This window comes from Actinacidiphila sp. DG2A-62, from assembly GCF_035825295.1.
GTDB lineage: Bacteria > Actinomycetota > Actinomycetes > Streptomycetales > Streptomycetaceae > Actinacidiphila.
The window spans coordinates 16647-42299 of record NZ_JAYMGI010000002.1 but is presented as its reverse complement, the minus strand read 5'-3'; the positions used below and the strand labels follow the sequence as shown (position 1 = coordinate 42299).

At 70.4% G+C, this 25653-nt stretch carries 18 protein-coding genes and 5 pseudogenes; 5 read left to right on the top strand and 18 right to left on the bottom strand.

Features of this window, described 5'->3' with window-relative positions:
• Positions 1-91: 91 nt before the first annotated feature.
• The 5 genes and pseudogenes from VSR01_RS00615 to VSR01_RS00595 all read right to left on the bottom strand — a co-directional run bounded on the left by VSR01_RS00615 (position 92) and on the right by VSR01_RS00595 (position 7547).
• Positions 92-3736: a glycoside hydrolase family 3 C-terminal domain-containing protein gene (locus VSR01_RS00615; protein ID WP_326447327.1), complete on the bottom strand. Its 3645-nt coding sequence runs from the start codon at positions 3734-3736 to the stop codon at positions 92-94.
• 429 nt (positions 3737-4165) lie between these two features.
• Entirely contained in the window at positions 4166-4837 is a 672-nt protein-coding gene (locus tag VSR01_RS00610; protein ID WP_326447326.1) for a hypothetical protein, read from the bottom strand.
• A gap of 130 nt (positions 4838-4967) precedes the next feature.
• Positions 4968-5537, bottom strand: a pseudogene (locus VSR01_RS00605) (chitinase); the annotation flags it as partial.
• A gap of 525 nt (positions 5538-6062) precedes the next feature.
• Entirely contained in the window at positions 6063-6602 is a 540-nt protein-coding gene (locus tag VSR01_RS00600; RefSeq protein WP_326447325.1) for a hypothetical protein, read from the bottom strand.
• A 405-nt stretch (positions 6603-7007) separates the two neighbouring features.
• A complete protein-coding gene (locus VSR01_RS00595) occupies positions 7008-7547 on the bottom strand; it encodes an RICIN domain-containing protein (RefSeq protein ID WP_326447324.1) in 540 nt (179 codons plus the stop codon).
• 474 nt (positions 7548-8021) lie between these two features.
• On the opposite strand from VSR01_RS00595, the pseudogene VSR01_RS37615 reads away from it, so the two are divergent.
• From VSR01_RS37615 to VSR01_RS00575, 3 pseudogenes are all read left to right on the top strand, one after another.
• Positions 8022-8183, top strand: a pseudogene (locus VSR01_RS37615) (hypothetical protein); the annotation flags it as partial.
• A 258-nt stretch (positions 8184-8441) separates the two neighbouring features.
• Positions 8442-8916: pseudogene (locus VSR01_RS00580) on the top strand (transposase); the annotation flags it as partial.
• Positions 8917-9079 (top strand): annotated as a pseudogene (locus tag VSR01_RS00575) (replication initiation protein); the annotation flags it as partial.
• Positions 9080-9389: 310 nt separating this feature from the next.
• On the opposite strand, the gene VSR01_RS00570 reads toward VSR01_RS00575, so the two are convergent.
• Both VSR01_RS00570 and VSR01_RS00565 read right to left on the bottom strand, forming a co-directional pair.
• Positions 9390-9881 carry a hypothetical protein gene (locus VSR01_RS00570; RefSeq protein WP_326447322.1) on the bottom strand — a complete coding sequence of 164 codons (492 nt, stop codon included), beginning with the start codon at positions 9879-9881 and terminating at the stop codon, positions 9390-9392.
• Entirely contained in the window at positions 9878-13954 is a 4077-nt protein-coding gene (locus VSR01_RS00565) for an SGNH/GDSL hydrolase family protein (protein WP_326447321.1), read from the bottom strand. The genes VSR01_RS00570 and VSR01_RS00565 overlap by 4 nt, the downstream gene beginning before the upstream one ends.
• A gap of 733 nt (positions 13955-14687) precedes the next feature.
• Between VSR01_RS00565 and VSR01_RS00560 the strand changes: the two genes are divergently transcribed.
• Both VSR01_RS00560 and VSR01_RS00555 read left to right on the top strand, forming a co-directional pair.
• Positions 14688-15278 carry a sigma-70 family RNA polymerase sigma factor gene (locus tag VSR01_RS00560; RefSeq protein ID WP_326447287.1) on the top strand — a complete coding sequence of 197 codons (591 nt, stop codon included), beginning with the start codon at positions 14688-14690 and terminating at the stop codon, positions 15276-15278.
• On the top strand, positions 15259-16038 hold the full coding sequence (locus tag VSR01_RS00555) for a hypothetical protein (protein ID WP_326447320.1): 780 nt from the start codon (positions 15259-15261) through the stop codon (positions 16036-16038). The genes VSR01_RS00560 and VSR01_RS00555 overlap by 20 nt, the downstream gene beginning before the upstream one ends.
• Positions 16039-16868: 830 nt before the next feature.
• On the opposite strand, the gene VSR01_RS00550 is transcribed toward VSR01_RS00555, so the two are convergent.
• The 11 genes and pseudogenes from VSR01_RS00550 to VSR01_RS00500 all read right to left on the bottom strand — a co-directional run bounded on the left by VSR01_RS00550 (position 16869) and on the right by VSR01_RS00500 (position 25634).
• Entirely contained in the window at positions 16869-17186 is a 318-nt protein-coding gene (locus VSR01_RS00550) for a hypothetical protein (RefSeq protein WP_326447319.1), read from the bottom strand.
• A 448-nt stretch (positions 17187-17634) separates the two neighbouring features.
• Complete coding sequence (locus VSR01_RS00545) at positions 17635-17886, bottom strand: peptidase inhibitor family I36 protein (protein WP_326447318.1); 252 nt, start codon at positions 17884-17886, stop codon at positions 17635-17637.
• A 282-nt stretch (positions 17887-18168) separates the two neighbouring features.
• The gene (locus tag VSR01_RS00540) at positions 18169-18327 is read right to left on the bottom strand and encodes a hypothetical protein (protein ID WP_326447317.1); all 159 of its coding nucleotides are present in this window, start codon (positions 18325-18327) and stop codon (positions 18169-18171) included.
• Positions 18328-18528: 201 nt separating this feature from the next.
• A complete protein-coding gene (locus tag VSR01_RS00535; RefSeq protein WP_326447316.1) occupies positions 18529-19326 on the bottom strand; it encodes a HEAT repeat domain-containing protein in 798 nt (265 codons plus the stop codon).
• Between the two features lie 245 nt (positions 19327-19571).
• Positions 19572-21581: a hypothetical protein gene (locus VSR01_RS00530; protein WP_326447315.1), complete on the bottom strand. Its 2010-nt coding sequence runs from the start codon at positions 21579-21581 to the stop codon at positions 19572-19574.
• A 47-nt stretch (positions 21582-21628) separates the two neighbouring features.
• The gene (locus VSR01_RS00525) at positions 21629-21964 is read right to left on the bottom strand and encodes a helix-turn-helix domain-containing protein (RefSeq protein ID WP_073882510.1); all 336 of its coding nucleotides are present in this window, start codon (positions 21962-21964) and stop codon (positions 21629-21631) included.
• Positions 21958-23034 (bottom strand): tyrosine-type recombinase/integrase, encoded by a 1077-nt coding sequence (locus VSR01_RS00520; RefSeq protein ID WP_326447314.1) that lies wholly within the window; start codon positions 23032-23034, stop codon positions 21958-21960. Before VSR01_RS00520 ends, VSR01_RS00525 begins: the two co-directional genes overlap by 7 nt.
• Before the next feature lie 214 nt (positions 23035-23248).
• On the bottom strand, positions 23249-23626 hold the full coding sequence (locus VSR01_RS00515; protein ID WP_326447313.1) for a hypothetical protein: 378 nt from the start codon (positions 23624-23626) through the stop codon (positions 23249-23251).
• Positions 23627-23950: 324 nt separating this feature from the next.
• Positions 23951-24817: pseudogene (locus VSR01_RS00510) on the bottom strand (integrase core domain-containing protein).
• 174 nt (positions 24818-24991) lie between these two features.
• The gene (locus VSR01_RS00505) at positions 24992-25261 is read right to left on the bottom strand and encodes a YrhB domain-containing protein (RefSeq protein WP_326453433.1); all 270 of its coding nucleotides are present in this window, start codon (positions 25259-25261) and stop codon (positions 24992-24994) included.
• A gap of 10 nt (positions 25262-25271) precedes the next feature.
• Complete coding sequence (locus tag VSR01_RS00500; RefSeq protein WP_326447312.1) at positions 25272-25634, bottom strand: toxin glutamine deamidase domain-containing protein; 363 nt, start codon at positions 25632-25634, stop codon at positions 25272-25274.
• Between the last annotated feature and the right edge of the window lie 19 nt (positions 25635-25653).

The window sequence follows — 25653 nt, the reverse complement described above, 5'->3', positions numbered from 1 at the left end:
ACGACACGCCGCCGGCACGTGGGTGCGTACCGCCGCCGCGTCGCACCGGCGCCGGGGCCGGGCCGCTCGCGCGGTCCGGCCCCGGCGTGGGTCAGCCGACGGCCAGGGCGAAGAGGTGCATGGCGACCTGGTTCATGTCGGCGTTGGGGCCGACGTCGGGCAGGGTCAGGTAGGCGATGGTCTTGCCCGGCTGGAGCGCGACGGTGGCGCCGTACACGCTGACCTTCTGCTGGACCTTGCCTCCGCTGTTGTTGAAGTAGTCCGTGGTGGCGAGGATGTCGCTGCCCTGCGCGGCGCTGTTATTCCACCAGTCGGAGAAGGACAGGCCGAAGGTCTGGCTCGTTCCGTCGGTGTAGGTGATCGTCCCGGTGCCGGAGGCGTCGCCGTAGTCGGCGGTGCCCAGGAAGCCGAGCGTGGTGCCGCTGCCGGTGAAGGGCACGGTCTGGCCGCCGGCGACGATGTTGTCGGGCTTGCCGGTGCCCGTGGTGGGCCAGGTGAAGGTCAGGCCGTCGTGGACCACCGTCCCGCCGGAGACCACTCCCTGGGCGGCGAGGGCCTGCTGCGACAGGCTCGCGTTGCCGCCGTCGAGGTTGCCCGAGCCGGGAGCGGCGTCGTCGCTCACGCCGATGTTGGTGACGATGTCGGCGAGGGAGGCGTACGGCACGAACACGCGTCCGGCCGCGTCGTCACTGGCCTTTGCGCCCCGGTAGGTGGCGGAGGCGGCCAGGGCGTAGCTGCCCGGTGCCACGTCGGCCGGGGGTGTGACGCTCCAGGCGGTGGTCACCGAGGCGCCGGCCGGGACGCTGGAGAAGGTGGCCGCCGTCACCGGCACCGCGCTCCAGCCGTCCGGGACGGTGAGGCCGATCCTCGCGCCGGGCAGGGCGGTGGGGCCGGTGTTGGTGTAGGTGGTGGTCGCCGTGACAGGAGTGCCGGGCTCGACGATCTGGGCCGCGGAGACCGTCAGGGTGTGGTGGACGCGGATCACGGCGGTGCCGGTGACGCCGCCGACGGTCGCCCGGATGGTGGCCACGCCGTTGCCCACCGTGGTGACGACGCCCTTCTTGCTGACGGTGGCCACCGAGGGGTCACTGCTGGAGTAGCGGACGCCGGCCTTGGATAGGTCGACGAAGGAGCCGTCGTCGTTGACCGCCTCGACGACGTGGTCGGCGGTGACGGCGAGGTTGCGGCCGGGCTGGGCGGTGGGGTCGGTGTCGTCCTTGATCCACCGGTTGCGGGCCGTCAGGTCGACGGTGGCGCCCGCGTCGTAGACGACGGACTCCGGCTGGACGGTCACGTACTGCACGTGCGGGGTGAGCTTGCCGCGCACCGTCACCGTGGCGGACCCGGCGGTCGTGGCCGAGTCCGGACCGGCCTCGAAGCGGTACCCGCCGTCGTAGACGACCTGCCGGGCGCTGCCGCCGTCGTGGAAGGCGAGGTCGGCGACGCGCACGCGCAGCGTGACGTGCTGGGTCTCGCCCGGCCTGAGGTTCCTGGTCTTCTGGAAGCCGGCGAGCCGCTTCCTCGGCAGTTCCCGGCCGGCGACGGTGAAGTCCGTGGCGGCGTAGAGCTGGGCCACGGTCGTGCCGGCGACGGCGCCGGTGTTCTTGACGTCGAAGCCGATTTTCACCGTACCGTCGGCGTCCACCGTGGAGCGGTCGGCGCGGACGTGGGAGTAGGCGAAGGTGCTGTAGCTCAGGCCGTAGCCGAACGGGTACGTCGGGACGCCCGTGAAGTACTGGTACGTGCGGCCGAGGTCGCCCGTGCCGCTGGGCGCCAGGTCGTAGTCGGAGATGCCGGGAAGCTGCGAGTCGTCCTTGTACCAGGTGAAGTTGAGGTGGCCGCCGGGGTTCTGCCGGCCGAAGAGCACGTCGGCGAGAGCGTCGCCCTGGCTCTCGCCGTTGTAGCCGGCGAAGACGATCGAGGCGACCTTGCCGCGGTAGGCCTCGATGGCCACCGGCCCGTCGGACTGGATGTCCAGGACGGTCCTGGGGTTGCCCAGCGCGGTGACCTGGTCGATGAGGCTGCCGTAGTTCCCCGGCAGTGCCAGCCCGCTGCGGTCCTTGCCCTCGCCCGCGGTGGCCTCGTCCGTGCCGACCGCGATCACGACCAGGTCGGCGTCCTGGATGTCCGCCTGCGTCTGGGCGCTCAGCACCGCGGCGCCCGTCGCGGTGGTGGAGGTGCCCGCCGCGTCGTACACCACCTGCGCGCCGGGAGAGGCGGCCTTGACCTGGGCGGTGATGCCCTGGAGGGCGTCGACCTTCTCGGTGGGGTCACCGGAGTAGCCGCCGAGGGTGACCTTGCCGGCCTGGTCGCCGACGACCACGACCTTGCCGAGCCCGGCCGGGTCGGCCGGCAGCAGGGGTTTGCCGGTGGCGGCGAGCCGGTTGTTCTGCAGCAGCACGAGGGCGTTGTCGGCGACGGTCCGCGCGAGGTCCTGGTGGGCCTTGGACTCGATCACGTCCTTGGTGATCTTCGTGTACGGCTGCTTGTCCACCGGGTCGAACTCGCCGGTGCGCATCCGGACCGTGAACAGGTGCACCAGCGCGTTGTCGATGACGCCCTCGCTGAGGACACCGGCCTGGATCGCCTGCTCCAGACCGGGTGTCGTCGCCTCCGTGCCGGTGCAGTTGACGTCGGTGCCCGCCCGCAGGGCGTATGCCTGGCCGCCCGCGGCGCCCGGGAGCGTACGGCCGGTGGCCGTCTCGGTCCAGGTGGCGTTGCCGCCCTTGCCGTCCGTCGTCCAGCCGGGCGGCGCCCAGTTGTGGCCCGAGGGGAAGGTCTGGTAGGTGGTCCCGACCGCCCCGCAGTCGGAGGTGATGTAGCCGCCGAAGCCGTACGTGCGCTGCGCGATCTGGTTGGTGGTGTACGTGTCGGCCACCGACGGCGTGCCGTTGACGGCGTTGTACGACGTCATCAACCCGGCGACGTGCGCCTTCTCGATCAGGCTCTTGAACTGCGCGGTGTAGTAGTCGAACAGGTCGTCGTCGCTGACGTCGGAGCTGATGCCGGTGCGGTCCTGCTCGACGTTGTTGAGCGCGTAGTGCTTGGCGGTCGAGGCGACCTTGAGGTACTTGCCCAGCGGCTTGCCGTCCAGGGTCTGTCCCTGGTAGCCGTTGACGAAGGCGCCGGCCATCCGGCCGACGAAGTACGGGTCCTCGCCGAACGCCTCGTCGGTGCGGCCCCAGCGCGGGTCGCGGTCGAGGTTCACGGTGGGCGCCCAGTAGGTGAGCATGCCGTAGTCGTCCTTGGACGGGCCGAGGTTGTTCTGGCCGGTGCCCCACAGCGACTTGTCCAGCAGCCCCCGGGCCTCGTCGGAGACTGCGGTCGTCTCCCGGTAGATCAGGTCGTCGTCCCACGACATCGACGCGGCGAAGTTGGTGGGGAAGCTGGTGGCGTGCACGCCCCCGGTGACGGAGCCGGGGTTGGTGTCGGCGAACAGCGTGTTGATGCCGTGCTGCCCCTCGCTCCAGTACGTGTACTGCTGGACGCCCAGCCGCGGGATGGCGGGCGCGCTGTTGGTGCGCAGCTGCTGCACCTTCTCGTCGAGCGACATCCGCGAGACCAGGTCGGCGGCCCGCTCCTGGAACGAGTAGCCGGTGTCGAGGTAGATCGGCAGTGCGGCCCGCACCGCGGCGGGCGGTCTCGCCTGCGCCGTCGCGGCGACCGTCCCGATCAGGCCGAGGGAGCACACGGTCGCCGTGACCGCGCGTCTCGCCGTTGAGTTCCTCCAGCGCATCGCGCCTCCTTGCACGTCGGAGCTGGTGACTGCGGGAGCGGAAGCCGGGCGGGTCCGGGCGCTCCGGGACGTGGCGGGCCGGGGCGTGGACGTGCCGGGCCGGTGGCCGCGCGGCAGCGTACGTGCGGCCGCACGTACGGCGGGCCGAGCGGGTGTGAGCGCCTGACAACAAGGCCGGCGCCCATCGTCCGGGGACGCCGGTCAAGTGCGTGCATATGCCGGTGGAGCCGTGCGCTGTGCCGTCGGGTCCGGGCCTTCGACCACGGTCGCGTCATGCCGGACCGCCCCGCGATCAGGAGCGGGGTGGTGGTCTGCGGGCTGCCCCCAGCAGTGTTAGCGCTCACTGTCACGGCGTCAAGGCATCGGACGGGGGAGACCGCTGCGGCGCGCACGCGATGACGGCGCGCCGCCCGGGCGCCGGATGGACCGTCAGCGGCAGGCCGCCGTGGCCAGGAGGAGCCAGCCGGTGTGGGGGATCCGCTGTTCGGCCCAGCGCCACGACTCGGACTCCGGGGCGTCGGCGGGGAGGAAGGCGATGTCGTCCTCGTCCGTCCAGCCGGAGGTGATGCCGTTGACGATGCCGCCGGGCAGGTTGGGGAAGTCGGTGGCGTAGTCGACGTCGCCGCGGCCGCGGCCCTGGAGCATGCAGGCGTCGAAGGGGTTGCGGCCGGTGATCCAGGCCAGCTGGTCGTCGGCGAAGTCCAGCAGGCGCTCGCGGTCGGACACGGGGACGGTGTCCACGTCCGCGCAGAAGCAGGCCGCCGCGGCGAGCGAGGCGAGGGCGGCGTTCTCGCCCTGCCACCAGTAGCCGGTCTCGTTGGCGTGCGGGAAGAAGAACGCGTCGCGGTCCTCGCCGCCGGCCGGCCGCACCCGCTGCCGCGGGTAGCCGAAGGGGTTCGGTACGCACGAGGTGCGGCGCAGCGTGTCGAGCATCGCCTCGGCCGCCGGCGCCCGCGCCGGGCCGGCCTTGGGGGCGCCGGTGAGGACCGCGGCGAAGCGGAGCAGGGCCAGCACCGGCAGGCCCGCCTCCACCGCGTGGAAGAAGGGCCGCCCTTCGGTGTCCGCGGTGAACCAGCCGAGTCCGCCGTCCGCGGGGCGCACGTAACGGTCCGTGAGCCGGTGCAGCGCGGCGTCGGGCCGCCTCGGTCACCGGTGCCGCCGGCGTCGCGCCCGCCGCGGTCAGTTCGGCCGCGGCCAGTAGCGCTGCGTAGTCGTCGACGACCGACTCCGTACCGTCGTCTAAGTACTCCAGGTTGCGTGCTTCGAGATGGGCGAAGCCGGTCAGCGCCGCGTCCAGGTACTGCGCGCCGGAGAAGTCGCCGTTGTCGCCGAGGGCCGAGGCGCGGGCCAGCGCCGCGATGGCCAGGCCGCCGCCCTGCCGGTAGGCCGCCTGGTAGCGGTCGGTGCGGACGCACTCGGCGAGGGGCGCGGTCACGAACCGCTCGTCGAGCCGCTTGGTGAGGGCGTCGAAGACGCCGGTGTAGAAGTAGCCCTCGGGCGCGCGGAAGCGCATCAGGAAGTCCGCGCCCCACAGGCACTCGTCGCGCAGCCGGGCGCCGAGCGAGCGGAGCAGGGCGGGGTGGCGCTCGGCGACCGCGTCACGGGCGGCGGCCAGCGCCCAGGCGCACAGCGGGATCTGCTGGGGGCTCATGGTGCGGGTGTACGTGAGGTGGCTGAGGAACTTGCTCGGATCGCCGCTGGCGTCGAGCCAGCCGCCGCGCGCGTCCACCTCCCTTCCGCTCACATCCCCCCACAGCCGCGCCCGGCGGTCCTTGCGGTCGATCTCGCCGCTGGAGCGCATGGCCCTGAAGTACGCCAGCACGTCCGGCATCGTCTGCCGCTGGAGACGGTCGGGGGCGACGACGAACGGCGCGCTCTGGCACGACCGTCCGCTGCCGTCCACGACGCGCACCGCGTACGTCCCCGGCGGCAGGTCCCGCGGGAGCGGGATGCGGGCGAAGGGCCGGCCCGCCAGCCCGGGACCGGTCCGACCGGTCCCGGCGCGAGCGCGACCGGGCGGTCGCCGCCGAGGAGTTCGGCGCCCCGCGGCGGCAGGCCGTCGGGGAGTACGGCGACCACGGCCTTGGACGCGGCGAGGCCGTGGCCGAGGTGGGCGGTCAGGATCGTCGGGAAGTCGTTCGTCGAGCGCACCCATGGGTACCTTCCGTCGTGCCGGTTCTTCCGGGGACCTGCCCCGGACGCCGCCCGGGGGTCCGGGCGGCGCTGGCTCGTGCCAACGTACGCGGGCGGCGCGCGGCCGGCGTACGAGGCGGCCGTACGTACTCGGCCGCCTCGCGGGGCCGCCCCGAGCCCGCGAGGCGCGCCCTCAGGCGAGCATCGCCGCCATCGCCATGACCATCGCCGCGCTGCCCGCGTCCCGCAGGAGGACCCGTCCGCACCGCGCACGCCGGGCGGGAGGCGCGGGCGGCTGCCGCGGCGCGGACTCGACCACGGCGGCGAGGCCGGCGCCCGCCCGGGCCAGCACCCAGCAGGTGACGAGGAGCACGAACACCCCGGCGGCCCCCGCCCCGCCGGCCATCCGCATGCCCGCGGGGTGCCCCGGCGGCCCCGCCGCCGCGGCCTCCGCGGTGAGCAGGGCCATCACGGCGAGGTCCACCACGGCGGCGGCCCGGCCGCCGTCGCGCGGGCCGGCGAGCGCGGTCCACCCGCAGGCCCCGGCGACGGCGCACGCCCCCGCCGGCAGCGCCGTGCCGCCCGCCCCGCCGGCCATGAGGGCCATGACCACCAGGACGACGGCCGCCGGCGCCCAGTCGCGGGCCCGGCCGGCCAGCCTCTGCACGAGGCACGCGGCGGCGCCCGCGAGCCCGGCGGCCGCGGCCAGCGCGTGCACGGCGCCGCCGGCCACGGCTAGTAGGGGTAGTGCACCGGGTGCCCGGTGACGGTCCGCCAGCGGCGTTCGGTGAACTCCTTTCACCGACGTCGACGACATCGAACTGGAGTTCTGACGACCCCCACCGGCCTGGCATCGACCGGAGAAGAAGATGACGACGCCGACGCGCAGGACGGGGGCGTCGGCGTGTTCCTCGACGGCGCCGTCGCCAGGCGGGCCCATGACGTTCAGCACGGGCTCCTCGCCCTCGGGGATCTCGAAGGTGACGTTCGCTTTTTCGGGATCGTCACGAGCGAGCGCTGGTCGTCGAAGGTCAGTGGCGGATATCAGCAGTGGGGACAGGCGTATCGCCTGTCCCCACGCGGTCAGTTGCCAGCAGGTCAGGCGCAACGGGCTGTTCCGCCCGGCCCGACGCGAGCTTTACTGATACCTGAAGCTCCACTCCTGGCTCTTGTAGCCGATCCGGCATATGGCCATCGTGACCGGAGTGCCGGGATTTATCGAGCCTATGTCCGCGCAGAGGCCGTTGTCATTCACGATCAGACGGTATGACGTGTTGGCCGGCTCGTCCTGCGGCACTTCCAGGTACCACGACTGACTGGTATACCCGTCGCGGCACTCGGACAGGACAATCGGAGCGCCTATGTTGTTCGACTGAAGGTCCATGCACATGCCGTTCAAGACACTGCGTATCTTATTGTCGGAATAGGGATCGGGAAGGCCGAAGGTGTCCGTCCACAGCTGGCTTCCACCCGAATAGCAGTGGTAAAGTCCCACGACCGTGCCCGGCGCATTGGACCCGAAGTCCATGCACTGCGTATAGGCATCCCTGTTGACGATCTCATGGGATTCAGATGCCGCAGGCCTCGGAGTCACGGCTTCGGCGTTTCCAGCCAGACCGGTCAAGGACGCGGCAAGGGTGATGGTTACCGCGCCGAAAACGGAATATCCAAGCTTCATTATGTTGTGTGCTCCCCCGTTTGAAGCTTCTGTGTCTGTCTCCTGCTGGTCGTGACGGTATCATCCAGGACTACTGGCCTCAACCCTTGATTCATCAGAGAGATTCGATCGTTGACTGATTCGGCGGTTCGCCCATAATGTCCTCGGGGCGTGCGAGGCGGACCGTCGCATGACGCTGCGGGTGCGCCGGGTTCAACGGGTCCGGAAACGCTGCCGGTCTTCGCCTTCCGGTTTTTGCGGGGTGGCGCTCGAATATCCCGTGCGGGTGACGAAACGGTGCGGGACCTGCTCACCCGCCGCGGCCGGCGGCCACGTCCAGCGGGACATCGACGCCTGGTTCGCGCGCGCCCTGGCCACCGGCCGCAGTCACTGCACCGACCACGCCGCCCGTCAGGCCGCCGCCGACCTCCTGCCGCGCCCGATCCCCACCCACGCCGCGCTGCTGGTCACCCTTGCCCGCCTCCAGCCGCCGCGGACGTCGACGCGCTCCTGGCAGCTGTCCGGGCCGCTGCGCAGGAGACCCGCCGATCCTGCCTGGTCATGCTGCGCGCCCTGACCGGCTGGCCCGCCCCGGCCAAGCAGAACACCGGCAAGGCCCACGGCTCGGCGCAGGGCGAGGACGAGGTCGCCGCATCGTGGACTCCACACCCGTGGAATGCGCCCGCTCAACGACGGCAGCCCCCCAAGGCAGCCGTGCAAGCCCGTCCCCGACCGCTGACGCCTTCCGGTGCGGCGGAAAGTCCGCCGTCCGCCTGATTCCGGAACGGACCACCGCCGCGGTCCGGTTGGCGGCGGCCGGCTTGCACGCGAACCAGGGCGCTCAGAGTGACCCCGCCACCGAAGCGGGGGACTGTAGGACGTTCGGTGAAACTCCCGATCGTGGAAGGTGCATCGATGGCCGGTGAGAACGTGTCCGGGGTGCGAGATCGCCGGGCCCACGAGGGCTGTGTCGGTGAGGGCCGTGGACGACCGGTTGATCGACGAGTTGGTGGGCCGGGCCCAGGCGGAAGGTCTGCAGCGGCCGGCGAGGGCCGGCTGCTGCGGCAACTGACCAACCGCCTGCTGGAGTCCGCTCGGGAGGGCGGGATCGCTGACCACCCCGGCCATGACCGGCATGACCCGGCCGGCAAGAACCGTGGCAACTCTCGCAACGGCAAACGCTTCACGACCGTCCTGACGGATGTCGGACCGGCGGAGATGGCCGTGCCCCGCAACCGCGACGGCTCCTTCGAACCGAAGATCGTCAAGAAGCGGCAGAAGCGCCTGACGGGGGTCGATGAGACGGTCATCTCGCTGGCCGCCAAGGGCCTGACCACCGGAGAGGTGCAAGCCCACCTGGCCGAGGTCGACGGAGCCGAGGTCTCCCGGGGCGCGTGCCGAGCATCGGGCGGAGGAACAGCGCGCGGCTCTCGGCCTGGGGAAGGCTGGTCGTCACGGCCGGGCAGTGGCGGTACGCCGGGCGGGGCTACTCGCCGGAAGCGGCGCTCATCGCGGCTTCGGTGCGGGAGGGCGGTGAGCGGCATGGCGCGTGAACGCGTGACCGGGCTGCTCACCGTGCGGGAAGTCCTGGACGAGCTGGGCGGCATCTCCCGGCGGACCTTCTACCGCGTCGGCGGTGAGCTCAATGTGATAGGTGGTACGTGGTCCCAGACGCCGCCGAGAGTGGCATGCGGATTGCCGGCGACCAAGGCCAGAACACTGTCGCGCTGTGCAGGCGTGAGTTGCGGCACATCAGCACGACGCCAGTTCACGAGCGGGAGCGGCACATTCCGAGCCGGCTTCGACCTTTTCCGTCATCGCGTCCGGCCGCAGTGACTACCACCGACTACGGAACGGAGCCGGTCACCGTGCAAACCCGCCGACGCCGGTAGTGGTGGTGAGGGGCCGCGGGTGCACGGGGCAGCCGCCGGAGTAGTTGGTCTCCACGGCCTGCCCGGTGAGCACGAGGAAGTACACGCACACGTAGCGGCGGAGTGTGATGCCGGTCCCCGGGGGCTCCTCGGCGTAGGGAAAGGCCACCGTCAGGCTGCCCGAGTCGTCCTCTAGACTCAGCTGGGTCAGTACGCCGCCGTCTGCGACGGCCGATCGGGCCTCCGGTTCGGACAGGGTTCCGTCGGCGTCGGCCTGCGCCAGGGCGTGCGCTGTCTGCTCGGCGGCCTTTACGGCCGATCGCGTCTCGGGGCTGTGGGGCTTGGGGTCGTGCGGCGAGAGGCCCCTGAGCATGGTGTACGGAATCCATGTCCCGATGAACAGCAGCACAAGGAAGAGGCCGACGGCCCACACGACCGGCCACCGGTTGTGGCCGGGCGTGCGGGCGGGCTGCATTTTAATCACCCTCCAGTATATCCAAGGGTGTTGGCCAACTCCTCGTCGACCAACTCCGCGTAGCCGGTGGTTCCCGACACGTTGGGGTGGAAGGACTCCCGACTCACACAGGTGTCGAACACCCATGCGCACGTGGCGTTGGGGTCGCCGGCGTGGAAGTCGCCCTCGCTGTTGGGCCCGATGCTGACTCCCTTGATCCAGGAGTCGCTGTCGCAGACCTCGTGGTCGGTGAACCACGAGTACGGATCGATTTGGTCGACCTTCGTGTCGTTGATCTTGAAAATCGTGTCCTGGTCCCCCGCGGCGAAGTAGAACGCCAGGTCGGTCAGGGTCTGCGGGTCGCTGCCCACGGCACCGCCGGCAGCGTCGCAGGTACTGCCCGTACTGATCGGGGCCGGGTAGCCGACCAGTACGATCTGGGCGTTGGGTGCCCTGTCCCTGATCTCCTTGAGCGTTTCGAGGATGTTTTTCTCGGCGTCGTCGATGAGCTTGTCGTACTTGGCCGTGAAGGCGTCGCCGCCGCAGCTGAACGGACTGCCGGCGCAGTCCGAGATCGCGTCGCTGAAAGCGTTCTGGTCGTTGCCTCCGATGGTCAACGTCACCAGTGTCGTGTCGCCGTCGAGTACGCCGGAGTCCATCTGATTCATCTCGTGGAACTGCCCGTCGACGGGGTTATTCGTGCGGTCGTCCCAGTCGACCGGGTACGAGCCGTAGGTGTCCGGCGTCGTCAGTTCGCCTTGCGTCTGGACGTTCCAGTTCTGGGCGCCGGAGCAGGCGACGAAGCCGAGTTCCGCGCTGGTGCTCCAGGCGTCGCTGAGCGAGCCCAGCGTGGCGGTCTCGCCCGGTAGCACGAGCTTGCGGGGCCAGGCGTCCTTGCTGCGCGAGCAGGCATTCCAGGTGCTGGTGCCGTGGTCCTGGTCGGTCTCCGGGAAGTAGTTGCCCGCACCCTCACCGGAGGAGTAGGAGTCGCCGAGAGCCGCAACGATGTGCTTCGGCTTTCCCGGCAGCGGTTGGAACGCGACCGCGTCCCAGGCGACGTCGTCGTCCGCGGTTCCGTCGCCGGTCGCGTTACTGAGGTCCACCTTCGGGGTTCCGGAGAACCGGTAGACGCCGAGGGAGAGCCATGCGTTGGACTGCCGGTGCTGGTTGATGTAGCGGTCGTAGCCGCCGCTCTGCCCTGCGATTCCGTAGATCTTGTAGTGCGCCTGTTGGGTCTGGGCGCCGGTGTCGGGCACGTGCACCATGACCCGGGCCCATTGGTTGAGGCTCTGGTTGAGCGTCCACGTGCCATCGACGGTCATCGTTCCCCCGTCACCGCCGAGGTGCGCGTCATTGCGGGTGTGCGCGTACCAGTAGTGGCCTTGGTAGCCGCCGCCTATCTGGCTCAGGTCGCCTTTGGCCTCGTACTGGCCGGCACTGTCGGGGTAGAAGGTGAACTGGAAGGTTCCGGAGGAGGCGGCGTTGCCGCAGGTCTGGCTCCAGGTGGGTGTTCCGTCGGGCACGGAGTGGACGACCATGGCGCCCGCGGGGGCTGCCGCGCAGTCGGGTTCGCCGTACTGGAGGCGGTAGCCGCGGCCCGGTTCGGCGCGCAGCGTGACGTACTTGATGCTCTCGTGGCCACAGGTGTCGGCGCAGTCGGTCTTCCAGACGGTGTTCTGCTCGTGCCACCAGTGGAGTTGGTCGCAGCCCTCGATGTGGTCGGTCTCGCACGGGGGCGGGTCTGCGATGTCGCAGTCGTTGGCGGCGTTGCAGAAGGTGCCCAGCGGGGGCTTGATGTCGCTGCGGTCGGCGGTGGTGAGCCACCAGGAGGGCTGGAAGCCGGCGGAGGAGAAGCCGCTGTCGCCGGGCCAGTCCTGCCGTCCTGAGGTGGCGTAGGAGTGGCCGGTGTCGATGGACCAGGCGGCCCAACCCATCACCTTCTCCTCGTAGGGCCAGTCCTGCGGGTGGGCGGCGTCGTGGTTGGCGCCCGGGTCGAGGCTGGTGTCCATGAACGCCTGCCGGCCCGCCGGGTAGATGGGGTTGGCGGGGTTGTTGTACCACCCCAGCCCCCACGGGCCGTCGGGTCCGCCGGGGCCGGAGCCGGGCGGGTTGTAGCCGAGGTTGTAGTTCCACACGGCGGTGAACCAGTTCTCCGGCTTGGAGGCGTCGTCGTTGTTGACGGTGACGGTCTGGCCGGCGGTGTGCACCTCGTTCCACTTGTCGGCGAGGATCTGCAGTGATGCGGCCACGTTGACGGTGTAGTCCAGCGCGACGGCTTTCTGCAGGGCGGGCGACAGGCTGGTCTCGCCGGTCTTCTCGTGACCTGCCAGGCGCATGCCGTCGGTGACCTGGCCGACGCCGTAGCCGCAGTCGGAGTTCTCCCAGTCGATCTTCCAGTAGTCGGAGGGGTCGGTTCCGGTGTGGCCGTAGAAGCCGGCCACCGACGCCAGGGGATTGCCCATCTGGCCCGGGATCGCGCCGGATTCGGCCTGCCACAGATTGGACTCCTGGGCCAGGATGCCTAGTTCGACCTGTGCGGGGATGCTTCCGCCGCCGGTCAGGGCCGGCTTGGCGAACAGGGCCTGCGGGCTGATGGTGCCCAGTCCGACCTGGGAGCGCCAGCCGCCCTGGGAAACCCATGCCGAGGTCAGGTCACCGCGGACGGCCATGTCCACCGCCCACTCGACCTGGTTCGGTGTGGGTTGCAGCGCCTGGGCGTTGACGTCGTTGCGCGGCACGGAGCACCAGCGGTCGGTGTCCATCGGGTCGTGGTCCGCGGTGGTCGCGGCGGCTTTGGCGGTTGCGCCGCCAGACGCCTTCGACATGCCGGCGAGCGCCGGGGAGGGGGCCGTGCCGTTCGCGTCCGCCGGCGCTCCGGACCGCGCGGCGGGCGCGGCGGATCGCGCGGCGGGCGCGGCGGATCGCGCGGCGGGCGCGCCGCCGGACCAGGGGGCGACGGTCTGGGTGACCTTGCTGCCCGTGGGTGTGGCCGTGGACGTGACCGCGAGCGGGCCCTCGGAGGCTGCGGTGGGGGCCGGCTGCGGCTCGGTGCCGGTCACGGCTCGCCCCGCCCCCGCGATCCTCGTCAGGCCGGTCTGCACAGCGGGCGACAGAACCGGGTCGACAGCCAGGCGGCCGCGAGTGGAGACCTCCGCGTCGGGCGAGACGTCCAGCGGCTTGATGCGACTGGCTGTGAAGCCCTTGCCGTGGCTGGCTCTCCCGGCGAGGTAGACGGTGCTGTCCGTGCCCTGGCGGAGGTTCATCGCGGTGATCTTGCCACTGGCGACGGTGGTCTTCTTGCCGTGTGCGTAAGTCTGCACGTTGGCGTCGGTGTCGCCTGTGCGGTCGATGTAGTCGACCGTGCCGTCGCCGGTGACGCGGATGCCGTACGGGGCGTGCTTCGTGGCGGTGAGTCTGATCGTCCGTCCGTTGCGGTCGACGGTGACGAGCTGGTTCCCCGAGGCTGCGATGACACCGTCCTTGGTGGGCACGGCAGAGGTGATCTCGCCCTTCGCGGTGGTGTCCGCGAGGGTTGTGCCCTTGGTGTTCACCGTGACCAGGCGTGTCTGCGAGTCGCGGAGCGCGGTGAAGACGGCGCTGTGCGTGGCCGGGCTGCATGTGGGGTCGAAATAGGCCAGGGACGCGGTGAAGGGCAGCTTGGTGACGCGGCCGTCATCGAGGTTCACGATCGCGGTGAGCGCGCCGCCCATCATGAGGTCCTGCTTGTTGGTGAAGGTGCGGGGGGCGTAGGCGACGGCCGCGTGGTGGTCGTCCATGACGCAGCTGTTGCCGATCCAGGTGTCGGCCGGGAGCTGGGGCTCGGTCAGCACCGCGGCCGTTCTCCAGGCGTAGCCGGTCGTGCTGTCGGCGATCAGGAGGTGGAGTCCGTCGCTGTCAGCAGCTGTGGTCACGGCCCGGTCGGGGGAGGTCTTCCAGCCCTTCCCGAGAACCTTGTCACGGTCCTTCAGCGGGACCGCGGCCGATGGTGTGGTGGCCTGCTTCTGCTTCTCCGGCGTGCCGGCGGCCTGCTTCTGCGCCGGGTTCGCGGCCGGTTGCGATGTCGCCGCCTGTGCGGCGTTGACGGTGAGGGCGGAAGCGACCAACGCGGTTGCCGCAGCGAAGACGACAGCGGATGATCGTCGGCTCTGCCTCTTCCGTGGCTGTTGTCTCATGGCGTACTGGTTTATCCCTTCAAAAGAGTGACACTCTCCCGGTTGGGCGAGGGCAGGGACACGCTCTGGGTGGTGGCACCGGCGAAGGTCGGGGTGCCGGAGTCGCCTGTGTCGGCACAGATAGGGGTGAAGCCCCGCAGCGCGACATGGTCAACAGAGGTGGAGGGTGGATTCCGGCCACAAGAACCTAACCCCGCCACCCCCTCGTGGAATACGATGTTGTCCGCTCCCAGCGTTCAACCATGCGCACCCCAGAGGCGGAGTAATCTCCTCCGCCTGGTTTTCTACGCGATGGCCCCATGCTTTACCGTCAATTGACCTGGCTGCCAGTCCGGAAGTAATGCCATCTATCCCAAAATTGGACATCTTTATCACGAACAAGTCCCATCGCGCGGCGGCTCAGGTGGTAGATCGCGCGACCGCGTCGTCGTCGGGGGTGGACCTGGCCCAGGTCGCGCTCCAGGCCGCAAAGGAGGCCGCCCGCAAGTGCGGCGACGCCCCCGGCTCCCCGAAGGCGAAGAGGCGGGTCCGCACCGGCCGCGGTGCACGGGTCGACGGGCCTGACGTACGGCGCCTGGTGAGGCGCGTCCTGGCGGCGGGAGTCCGCACGGGCGCCTCTGAACTGGTCCGCTCCCGCCGTGAGCAACGCCCGGGAGGAGGAGCGGTGAACGAGTACGGTCTGCGCGGCCGCCGGCCGCGCCGAACGAAGATCGTCGTGGAGGACACGCAGCCGCTGGACTTCCAGGCGTTCCACACCCTGTACCGGGGCGACTATGTCCGGTGGGCGGAGCTGTACCTCGGCTCGCGCGCCGATGCCGAGGACGCGGTCGACGGCGCCATGCTGGAACTTCTGGCGCAGTGGGCCAAGGTGCTGGAGCAGGCCGAGCCGGCGGCCTACGCCTGGTGGCTGGTGAAGAACCGCGTCAAGGACGCCGCCCGCGACCGCGACCGCCGGCAGAAGATGGCCGACGCCATCTTCGCCACCCGGTCGCTCTACGAGAACGTCGTCGACCCGATCGGCGAGCTGGAGACCACCATGGCGCTCTGGCAGGCCATCGACGCCCTACCCGAACGCCAGCACGACGTCGCCCTCATGCGCCTGGCCCTGGGCCGCACCACCCGCGAGACGGCCGGCGTCCTCGGCATCACCGAGGCCACCGTCCGCTCCACCCTCCGCGATGCCCGCCGCCGCCTTGCCGAGGCCCTCGGCTACGACCTGAAGAAGGGACACGACGATGCCCGCAACGTCGATTGACCAGCTCCTGGCCAAGGCGAGGCTCATCTCCCCGGCCTACACCCGCGAGGAACTCGCAGCCGCCCAGAACCGCCTGGCCGCCGCGGCGACCGAGCAACTGCTGTCCGGCGCCCTCACCTTCGACGACGCCACGGCCCCCGACCTGTGGTCCGACCCGCCCCGCCCGACTCCGTGGGAGCCCAGCACGCACTGGGGCGCCTACACCGACGCAGAGTCCCGCGAGCGCCAGGAGTCGGCCGCCGCCCTCCAGCACATGTGCAAGATCGTCATCAGCCAGCCCGACGCCCTGCACACCATGGCCACCTTCGTCAGCAGCTCCAGCGGCGCCGGAGGCGACCCCAGCCGGATACTCGAACCCGACGGCGCCCGGGTCCTGGCCTGCGTCCTGCACCTGGCCGACCGCGAGGACAGCGCCCGCTTCTGGTGGCAGTTCGCCGCCGGCGCCGACGACCACGCCGCGAAGTTCTGCCCCGTGCTCCACCACCTCGCCCTGGGGGAAAGCCAGGAAGCCAACTGGTGGCAGCAGCAAATCCCCGAGCCCGGCCGCCGCATGTGGACCCGCGCCATACGCAACGGCCACCAGGCCCGCGCCGGGAACGTCCTGAACATCATCGCCCGCCTCAAGGACGTCCCCGAGGCAGCCAACGCCGTCGTGGTCTACGTCAAGGAGAACGTCCACTTCGTCGACGACGACGTCGACCTGCCCCTGCCCGCGGACGGCTTCGCCGCCCGCATAGAGGAGATGACGACCACCGTGTGACGAAGGGGCCGAGGAGCGAAGACCGCGTCCGCGACAACTGGGAAGAGCAGGAAGAAGGCCGTGTCGAAGGCGGCGGCCAAGAAGACCGCGGCCAAGCCGGCGGTCGCGGCACCAAGCGCGCGGGCTGAGCCCGCTGGCGAACCCCCGCACGGCGCACGCCGGATGACTGCCGGGTGGGCATCCCGGGTACGGCGCTCCCGCGCCCGCGGTGCGGGGGTACGGCCACCGGCCCGGGGCGGTGGTGTCGGTGGTGGTTCGTATGCTGCGGCCATGCCCGAGACCGGAGATCACAAAGACCCCCTTGACCTGCACAGCAAGCCGGCCGTGTTGGAGGCGCAGCGGGCGGCGGACGCGGCCTGGGAGGCTGTGGAGGCCTACCGCGAGGAGGTGGACGCGCAGCGGAGGGCCGCTGCCGAGCCTTCGGCGGAGCGCGGGGACCGCCCGGTGCTGCGCGCCTGGACGGCGGAGGAGGACCAGGAGTTCGCCGCGTTGCACGCGGCCGCGGCCGCTGCGGGCGAGGCGCGGGCCCGGGCCTTGGCAGGGGCTGGCCTTGCCCACCTACGAGGTGGAGGTCGAGGTGCGCAGGCACGCCCGGGAGGAGGAGGCGGATCCGGGCGGCGCCTGAAGCGCGCCGCCGCGCCGTGTCGGCCGGGATGGGCAGGGCAGCGGTGCCCGCCGCGCGATCCGCCGGTCCGCGCGCGGCGGCCCCGCTGCCGGTGGTAGCAGGCCGTCGCCCGGGCAGCGGTGGATCGCCCCTGCGGCCGTGCCCGCGCGCTGCGACGTTCAGGACCTTCGCCCGTTCCGCGGCCGAATCCGTGTTCTTCCGAACGTCAGAGTTCAGAGGGCCAGACGCTGACGCTCTCGCGTCCTACCTGGACCTCGATCCACGACCCATCAGCATCATCGGGGGGAGATGGTTCGGCGACGTCGAAAAGGACCAACGCGCCGCCCACGTCCAGCACGGCCGCTCCGTCCTCGGTGAGGCTCAGCCGACCCCGGAAGACGATGCGGTCGCCGTCCTCCCGCAGCTCAGGTGTTGCGGAGGCCGCCGGACCCGCATTCCTCGCCCAGAAGATCTCCTCGTCGACGGTCCACTCGACATGCTGCTCACGACCCGTCGCATCAAGGGCGCCCCGCCAAAGCACCACGGCAGCGCCGACCGCGGAATGCACTCGGACCGACGCGTGCGTCGATGAGCCCTGCTGCACTACCCCAACTTTGACCAACACGCAGCCATCATCCTCGACTGCGCTCCACGACCAAACGCCCCATCCGGGATAAAGCCCTCTTGGCTCGGAAGGTTAGGAGAGTGGTGGGAGGGCTGCCACCTCGTGCACGACTGCGCGGCGGCTGTGCCGCCGCCTTTGCGCATTCGAATGGCGCGAGATGGGGGCCGATGGCGGGGTGACAGCGGGGGCGGTGCGCTGTGGTGGGGGAGGGGGCCTGGCGCGGGCCGGCCGTGGGCGGTGGTGGACACCTGTTGTGCGGGGTGGGGCCCGCCTGCCGTTCCGCGGCAGGCGGGGCGGGGCCGGGGGCAGTCCCGCAGTAGCCCCGGGGTGGTCCGGTTCCGGTTGGCGGCCGGCTGTACCGGTGCGGCTATGCCCCGCAGGGGGTGTCGTTGTTCTTCAAGCTGTGCGTGGTGTCGTTGAGCTGGTAGGAGCGCAGGTCGGAGATGGTGCCGCCGTCGCGGCCGACGCAGACGTGGCGGCCGAAGTAGTTGTCTTTCTGGTAGACGCGGGCGGTGCGGGAGCTGTTGTTGATGATGGAACTGCCCTTGCCGCGGATGTAGTCGGGCAGGTGCCGTACGGAGCCGTCGACGGCGCGTTTCACGTAGGGCTGGGCCCGCATAGTGGATCTCGGGGTAGATACACACGAATCCCCGCGGGCAGGCGATCTGGTCGCGGGGTTGCGCGAGGGCACCGGGGTGCGTCGGTGCCGCGGTGGCGGGTGCGGTGCCGGTGAGCGCGGCCGTGAGGGCGAGGACCGTGCCGCCGAGCGCGAGCATCCTGGGAATGCGCATGAGACTCCTTCGGTAGAGGGCGCGGGGTGCGGGTGCCGCGTCGGGAGGCGACCGCGGCGAAGCTGGTTGCCGTGGGCCGGCTGGCTTCTGCGTTCCTGCTGGCGTTGGGGTCAGGGGGCGGGGGTGTAGGGGATGTCCTGGTCGGGGCAGGAGTCGGCGAGGCGGGTGAGCGCGGCCTGCTCGGGCGGGTCGACGGCCAGGTGCCAGGTGAGTTTCACCGAGATCCAGTCGGCGGTGTAGCGGCAGACTGCGTCGGCGGCCGGCGGCATCCAGGTGGACGGGTCCTGGTCTGATTTCTGCCGGTTGGAGCGGGCGGTGACCGCGACTAGATGCCGCGGGTCGTCCAGGTAGTTGGCGTAGGCGACGCGGCGGGCCTTCGTCCATGCCGAGGCGCCAGCTGGCGGGGAGCGTCATTCGAACCGTGCGATATTCCCGGCTCCGGGGCGGCTGACAGGCGCAGGCGGAAACGTTCAGCGGCCGTCGCGGCGCCATTCGTAACGCCACACCGCGTCGAAGTAGCCCTCCTCTTCCAGGGAACCGCGCTGCGGCGGGCCGAGAAGGCGTGCTGCTTCCACGCACCGTTCGTCGTCGTGGAGGGCAAGCCCGTAGACGGCAGCCAGCTGGACCAGACGGTCCGTATCGTCCAGCGCAGCTGCCATGGCGTCCGCGAACACGGGATCGTGGTCCCGGCCCACGGCAACCGTGTAGCAGGCAGCTTTTCGTACCGCTGCGTCCGGACCGGCCATCAGCCGCAGCAACGCCGTGCGAGCATCGCCGGAAAAGGCCGGCGGCGAGGACAAAGCACTGAGCCCATGCGCCACCGCACGCCGTACCCGGGCATCGGGATGGCCGGCGTGGGGCAGGAGGGCCGCCTCCGCGCGGGGGTCGCTGTGTTCTCCAAGAGCGACCAGCACCTCGGTGAGGACGGCGACGTCCGTCTCTGCGGCCGCCCAGCCGGTGAACAAGTCCAGAGCGGGACCAGCGAACGCGTCCTCGTCGCTGTCGTCGAACAGATGAATTAGGCGTAGCACCTCGGCACCGAACAATCGGCGGGATGGGTCCGGGCTCGTACGCAGTACCGCCGCAGCAGCCCAGGTCGCCTCCTCTCGCCGTCCACTCAACTGGAGGCTGGCACGGCTCCACGTTGCATGGTCCTGCTGATCGACCTGGGCCAACGCGCGGTCCATCAGCTCCTCGAACGGGGTTCGTACCCCGAGCAGTTCCTCGACGTGCGTGAGGATCGCCCCATGGCCGTCCCGCACAGTCATGCCACCAAGGGTGAACTCGACGACCCTGTCGTACTCGCTGTCTTGAACCCGCTTACGGCCGACAGCGTCCCGGGATCCGGTACGGCGTCGCAGCTCGGCCTCGACCCCCGTCTCGTGCCAGCGGCGCGCGACAGGTCCGTGTCTCCAGCCTGGACCGCGGAGATCAGGGAGGACTGGCCGTCCACCGCATTGCTCGTACCCGTGCCCACACCCGTGATCCTGTTCCCCCGTAGCGTTCTCGCAGCTCAGTGTAGATCTGCCGAAATCGGCCCGACGGGGCGGATAACAGCCGGCACGGCCTGGCGGACTTGCCTGACGAACGAATCAGGGCCGGGGTATGGAGGCCCGTCGGCAAGGGCACGCTGGCGTGCTTGGAGGTAGGCGGTCCAGTCGGTGGCGGCGCGGCGGCGCCACTGGACGGCCGTGATCGGGTGGAGGCCGAGCATCGGACCGAGGACCGCGGGCTGCAGGTCGCCAGCGAGGGCCACCAGGGCGGTGGCTCGGGCGGGCCGGTTGGGGATGTGACAGGCGGCCAGGCGTCGGCTGAGGGCCGCGGCGGAGATGTGGGCACCGGGCAGGTGGCCGGGGAACAGCCAGCCGGCACTCGTGTTCACGGCCCAGCCCTGGGGAGCGGGGCGGTCGGCCAGGGTGGTCAAGAGGTCGGCCAGGGTGGTGGGGAGCGGGATCGGGGTCCTGCCCAAAGTGAGGAACGTCGTCCCGTCTCCGGTGGTCAGGGCGGTGGTGGGCAGGGCAGCGATCCGGGTGAGGTGTTGGCCGAACAGCAGGAGGATCGCGCCGGCGGCCCGGACGTCGAGGTCGAGGCGGGTGTCGGTGAGGCACTGGTGGAGGAGGTCCCAGTGGGAGTCCTCGTCCAGGCCGACCGGGTCGGCCTTCGGGCGGTGCGGCACGAGGAGGTCGCGGGCGTGGTGGCGGCGGTGGGCCCAGACGACGAAGTCACGGACTTCGTAGCGTGTTCCTGGGTTGGCCGCGAGCCAGGTGTCGAGGCGGCCTTGGTCGAGAGTGGCGATGGTCAGGCCGTGGCCGGCGATGGTGGTGAGGAGTTCAGCGGCGAGATTGATGCGGGTGTAGGCCCAGCGGATCCGGTGCTTGACCCCGCCGGCCCGGACGGCCTGGTGGCGTTTGGCACGGGGCAGCAGGGACCAGCGGACGTAGGCGCGGAGCAGGGCTCCGTGCTCGGGATGCCGGGCGACGGTCCGCTCCAGGTGCCGGACGATCCGCACCGCGAGTTCGTCCCGGGGCTCCAGAACCTGGTAGGCGATCAGCAGGCCGCGCAGGTACTCGGCGGTCATCGCCGTGCCACGGCCGTCGATCGTGGCATCGAGGTCGGTGTGGGAGGGCGGGCGGCCGGTGGCCATGAGGTCGCGCAGGAGGCGGGCAGACCGGGAGCCGCGCAGCCAGTTCAGGACCGTTCCCGCATCCGGAGCCTCGGCCAGCGCCGTCCGCATCGCCGCGAGCGGCCTGGTGCCCACCGCTTCGGGCACGTCGGTGAACAGCTCCTCCAGGTGGTCGGCGACGGCGCAGCGGTCGCAGAGTCGGCCGACCTTGTAGGAGCGCGGTCCGGCGCAGCGTTCGCAGGCGTAGGGGTCGGGGACGCCGGCGCAGGGCCCGCAGACCCGGCGGTGCTCGGCGCGACCGATCAGTACCCGGGCCCGGTCACAGTCCGGGCAGGGCATGGGGTGGCTGCGGGCGGTCCGGTAGCAGGGGGTGCAGACGGGGCCGAGCGGCCATCGTGCGGTCACGGGGGCGGTGGTGTGGCAGAGCGCGCATGGGGTCGCCGGCCGGGGGCGGCAGTTCGAGCAGGGGTCCAGTTCGGCCGGTTTACCGCAGGCCGAGCAGGTGCGGGTCGCCGCGGCCTGCCGGCGGCGGCAGGCCGCGCAGGTGTTCCGGCTCGGTCGCGGTCCGATGGTTCCGCAGACCGTGCAGGCGCCGACGTTGCCGCGGTTGGCGAGGATCCCTTCGCAACCGAGACAGACCCGGCCGCCCGGGACGGCCCGGCGCAGCGGCCGGACGCGTCCGCAGCGCAGGCAGGCCGGGGCCCGCACTCCGGTGACCCCGTGGTCGGCCAGGGTGGTGATGAGGGCCTGGACGGAACGGGGTGCGGTGGATGCTCCGCTGACCAGGGCGTCGGGGTGGACGATGAGGTGGGCCCGGATGCGGCCGCGGGCTGCCGGGGTCAGGTCGGCGACGATCCGGGCCGCATCCGGATCGGCAAGGTCGGGGAGGGAGGCTGTCATCAGGCGGGCGAGTTCCCGCCAGGTGTCCGGGGCAGAGGCAGGGGCCATCATCGGTCTCCCGGCCGGGTCAGGCGTACGCGGCGAGCCGGCGGAGCCTTCGCGACGGCGGTGGTCTCGCCGGTCGCGGTCGGCTTGGCGACCTGGACGTGGGTCTCGGTGACGGTGATCAGGTCTGCCGGGGTGACGTGGAGAATCGAGCAGAGCGCGGCCAGCACATCCATCGACAGCCTCTGCGGGACCTGGGCGACGAGACGGTAGACCTGCTCGCGGGAGAGATGGACCCCGTGCTCGGCCAGGGCCGGGATCAGATCGGTGGTCTGGAACATGTCCCGCTCGGCCATCAGCCGGCGCAGGTTCCACACGATCCCCATGCGCTTCACCACGACAGCACCCCCTCCTCCTTCGAGCCGGGCTCCAGCCGTCGCCGCAGCGCGCTCTCGATCAGCCGGTTGCGGTACTCGTCAGACACCCACGTGTACAAGGCTGTCGTCGAGCCGTAGGCGTGTCCGACCTGCTGCTGCACGAACCGCTCCGGATAGCCGAACTCGACGAGGTGCGTGATGTAGGTGTGCCGCAGGCAGTGCAGGTCCAGCTCGCCCGGCAGCCCGGCACGCTCGCGCACCGAAGCGAACACCTCGTCCAGGCGGCGCACCCCGATCCGACCACACCGCTCCGTCACCCACAGTGCCGGATGCCGGCCCGGAGAGAAGCCGGGCCTCACCTCGGCCGCCCATTCCTCGATGAGGGGGACGATCCACTCGACCTCCGGAACCGTCAGCACCGTCCGCCGCTTCGGCGGACTCCCCCGCGACGCCTTCCCGAACCGCACCTCCACCGCACCCACCCGCCCGTACTGCGGCGCACGCGGATTCCGCCGCAGGTCGGCCAGATCCAGCATCACCGTCTCCCGGCGCCGCGTCCCGTAGGCGTAGACCTGCTTGAGGAGGATCGCGTCCCGCCACGCCGCGAGCACCCCCTTGCGCCGCTTCCGGCGGGTCTCCTCAACCCGATCGTCGGCGGCATCAAACAACATCTGAAGCTCGTCGAACGTCAGCGCCCGCCGTCCGGGCCGGCCCTCGTACTCCACGACGTGAGCCGCGGTGTTCCAGTCGTGACACACCTGAACCGGGAACCGGCCGAACTCCTCCGAGCAGGCCGCCGCCCAGCCGTACCGCGCGTCGGTGATGAACGCGCAGAACATCTCCAAGTCGCCCTGCTGCCCCCGCACCGTCGACCACACCAGCTCGCCGCGCGAGAGCCTGGCGGAGAAGTACGCCTCGACGTCTTCGGGGGCCCAGTCCCAGGGGTAGGTGCCGGTGAACTCGGCGAACCGACGTACCAGACTGACCCGGTCACTGATCGTCTTCTTCGTCAGCAGCCGACTGCGCTGCTGCTGTTCCCACCCGGTCAGCATCGCGGCGAACATCGCCGCCTCAGGATCCAACGCGGCCACATTCGCCGCCTGCACAAGCCGGATCGCCCCAGGCAAACTCGCCCTGCTCAATACCGCCTCCGAGAGTTGCATCAGATGCAACATCGTGGCGTTGAACGCCCCTCCGCAGGTCAGAACGCACCTACCGTCACCTCTACGAGTGACAACCCCATCCGCGACCTACCCCGCGCCGTCAGCGTGCGGGAGCAGAATGATGCGTCGAGCCCAACTCCGCCTACTTGCTGTCCCATGCTTCGGCGAGCGGTACCAAGTGGTCGATGTCCAGCGCGCTGGCGTTGTCGACCTCGGTGTCGTCGTACCACGACCACCAGGTCCCGCCGGTGAGGGTGCAGGTGCCGGTGACGGCCGGCGCGGTGACGGCCTCGTCGATCAACACCTCCTTGCGGGTGTTGCAGCCGTCGTGGTCGGCGTCCACCCAGCCGCCGAAGCTCGTTGCTCGGTTGTAGCCGGTGCGGTCTTCGGCTGCGACGGGGAGCTGGGCGACGGCCGCGTGCAGGGCGACGTGATCGGTGCCGGCCCGCGCGCCGGCGCTGTCGTGATCTGAGGCGGCGGCCGGGACAGAGGTGGTGAGACAGGCGGCCAGCAGTGCCACCGCGGCGGCCGCTGCCGCCGTGGACGGGGGTTTCGCATAATCGGGACGTGTCCCGGCGAATCGGTTCCCCATGCGGCCGGGCCCTGATGTTCATTCAGACGGAGGAGCCTGCCGCTGATGCCGTGGCGCGGCGAGTCGCCTGGGCCGGGTGGACCTGTTCGGCGCCTGGCCGATGCGCCAGGGGAGTTCAAGAAGGCTTCGGAGGCCGGCTTCGACGGGACGGAAGAGCTGTTCACTGACGACGTACCGCCAGGAGTTTGCGACGTACGGCCGGTGGCGGCCACCGGCCGTACGGACTGAACCGCTCCGGGTTCGGTGAAGACTTCACATGTTGACTGTGACCTGGGGGTTTGTGGTTGCTCGGTAGTGGTGGGTCTCGTATTGGACGGGTGGGACGTAGCCGATCTCACCGTGGAGTCGGCGGTGGTTGTACCAGTCGACGTACTCGGCGGTGGCGAGTTCGACGTCGGACAGCGTCTTCCAGGGCGGTCGGGGTTTGATCAGCTCGGTCGTGAACAGGCCGATTGTGCTCTCCGTCAGGGCGTTGTCGTAGGCGTCGCCGACGGATCCGATGGAGGCGGCGATGCCGGTGGCCTGGATGTGTTCGGCGAGCCGGACACTGGTGTACTGCGACCTGGCGTCGCTGTGGTGCCAGATTTTCCTCGCCCCGTGGACGCGGTAGTTGGCTTCGAAGACGTTGCTGGTGTGCTCCTTCAGTTCGGCGTCCTGCACGGTCTTGGCGGAGGGCGTGTTCCGGCGTTTGTGGTGGGCGTAGTAGGTGGAGGGGGGCGATCTGGCAGTCGTGCGCGGTCAGCACGCGGCAGATCGGCTCGACACCGCCGAAGCGGTCGCGATGCTCGTCGATGAACGCTACGAGCGCGGATGTGGCCGGTCGAGCTCGGCCGTGAAGAAAGACGCCGCGGCTTTCAGGATCTCGTTGGCCCGCTTGAGCTCGGCGTTCTTCTTCAGCCGCTTCAGCTCGGCCTCCTCCGTCGTCGAGCCGGGCCGGACGCCGGTGTCGATCTGGTCCTGCCGCACCCGCTTCCGGAGCGTCTCGGTCGTGCCGATGCCCAACTTCTGGGCGGCCGCTTTCATCGCGGCCCATTCGGTGTCGTCATCAGGCCGCACCTCGGCGACCATCCGCACCGCACGGCGCCGCAGCTCAAGCGGGTACGGGGAAGGACGTGCCATGACTCGGTCCTCTCAGACGATCGAGCCTCCACCGAACGGAGCGGTTCACCAGCCTCTGCGCGGCTGGCGACGGCGCGCAGACGAAACCACCCATCAGGCCGTGGCCACTTGGGGTGGGTTCGGGCGGGCGGCTGAGCTGTCCACCCGCCCGAACCAGTAGAGTTCAAGAGCCGATCATGCGTCTGCGATCCTCAGCTGAGTCATCACCTCTTCGAGGGTCATGAATCGGCATGCGCCCGTGACGGGGTCCACGAGGACCGGCATATTCCCGAGGAGTGCCTTGCCGTGCTGGCCTTCGTCCAGGAACGCCCGAGCGTTCCACGGTACGAAGACGTGGCCGTTCTCGATGCGAGCCCTCTCCGGTTGAAGTCGCATCGTGTTCGGATCCCAGCCGCCGCAGTTCTGCTCCAAGAACACCGCGGCTGCTTCCAGCGCTTGCTCCATTGACAGCACGTCAGTCCGTCCTCATGATCTCGTACCTTGCCCAGCCGGTCGGCTTGGCTTTCCCGAGCTGGTAGTCGAGGAAGACAACACTGCCATCCACGTTGACCACATTGAAGACGTGGCCTACACCATCCTGTGGCCACACTGCAATGAAACCCCGGCCACCAGAGCCCCAGCCGAGGACATCCTTCACCACCTGGCTGAGGCGCCCTGCCTCTTTGACGAAGGTTCGGCCTGTGGCAGCTTCCAGATAGTCACGGTCGTAGGGGCCGACTCCACCTGGTGCCGGTTTCACAGGCCTACCAGCGATCAGGTCGTCCCCTGCGAGGGTGCACAGAACGCAGTTGGAGTACCCGTTGTCCGGGTTGATCAAGGCCCTGGCCTGGGGAGTC

What these genes read in the sequence shown, in the direction of transcription:
- VSR01_RS00615 (WP_326447327.1), bottom strand. Translation starts at nt 3,736, where the DNA reads ATGCGCTGGAGGAACTCAACGGCGAGACGCGCGGTCACGGCGACCGTG.
- VSR01_RS00595 (WP_326447324.1), bottom strand. Translation starts at nt 7,547, where the DNA reads ATGAAGCTTGGATATTCCGTTTTCGGCGCGGTAACCATCACCCTTGCC.
- VSR01_RS00555 (WP_326447320.1), top strand. Translation starts at nt 15,259, where the DNA reads ATGCCCGCAACGTCGATTGACCAGCTCCTGGCCAAGGCGAGGCTCATC.
- VSR01_RS00545 (WP_326447318.1), bottom strand. Translation starts at nt 17,886, where the DNA reads ATGCGGGCCCAGCCCTACGTGAAACGCGCCGTCGACGGCTCCGTACGG.
- VSR01_RS00540 (WP_326447317.1), bottom strand. Translation starts at nt 18,327, where the DNA reads ATGCCGCCGGCCGCCGACGCAGTCTGCCGCTACACCGCCGACTGGATC.
- VSR01_RS00535 (WP_326447316.1), bottom strand. Translation starts at nt 19,326, where the DNA reads ATGACTGTGCGGGACGGCCATGGGGCGATCCTCACGCACGTCGAGGAA.
- VSR01_RS00530 (WP_326447315.1), bottom strand. Translation starts at nt 21,581, where the DNA reads ATGACAGCCTCCCTCCCCGACCTTGCCGATCCGGATGCGGCCCGGATC.
- VSR01_RS00505 (WP_326453433.1), bottom strand. Translation starts at nt 25,261, where the DNA reads ATGGAGCAAGCGCTGGAAGCAGCCGCGGTGTTCTTGGAGCAGAACTGC.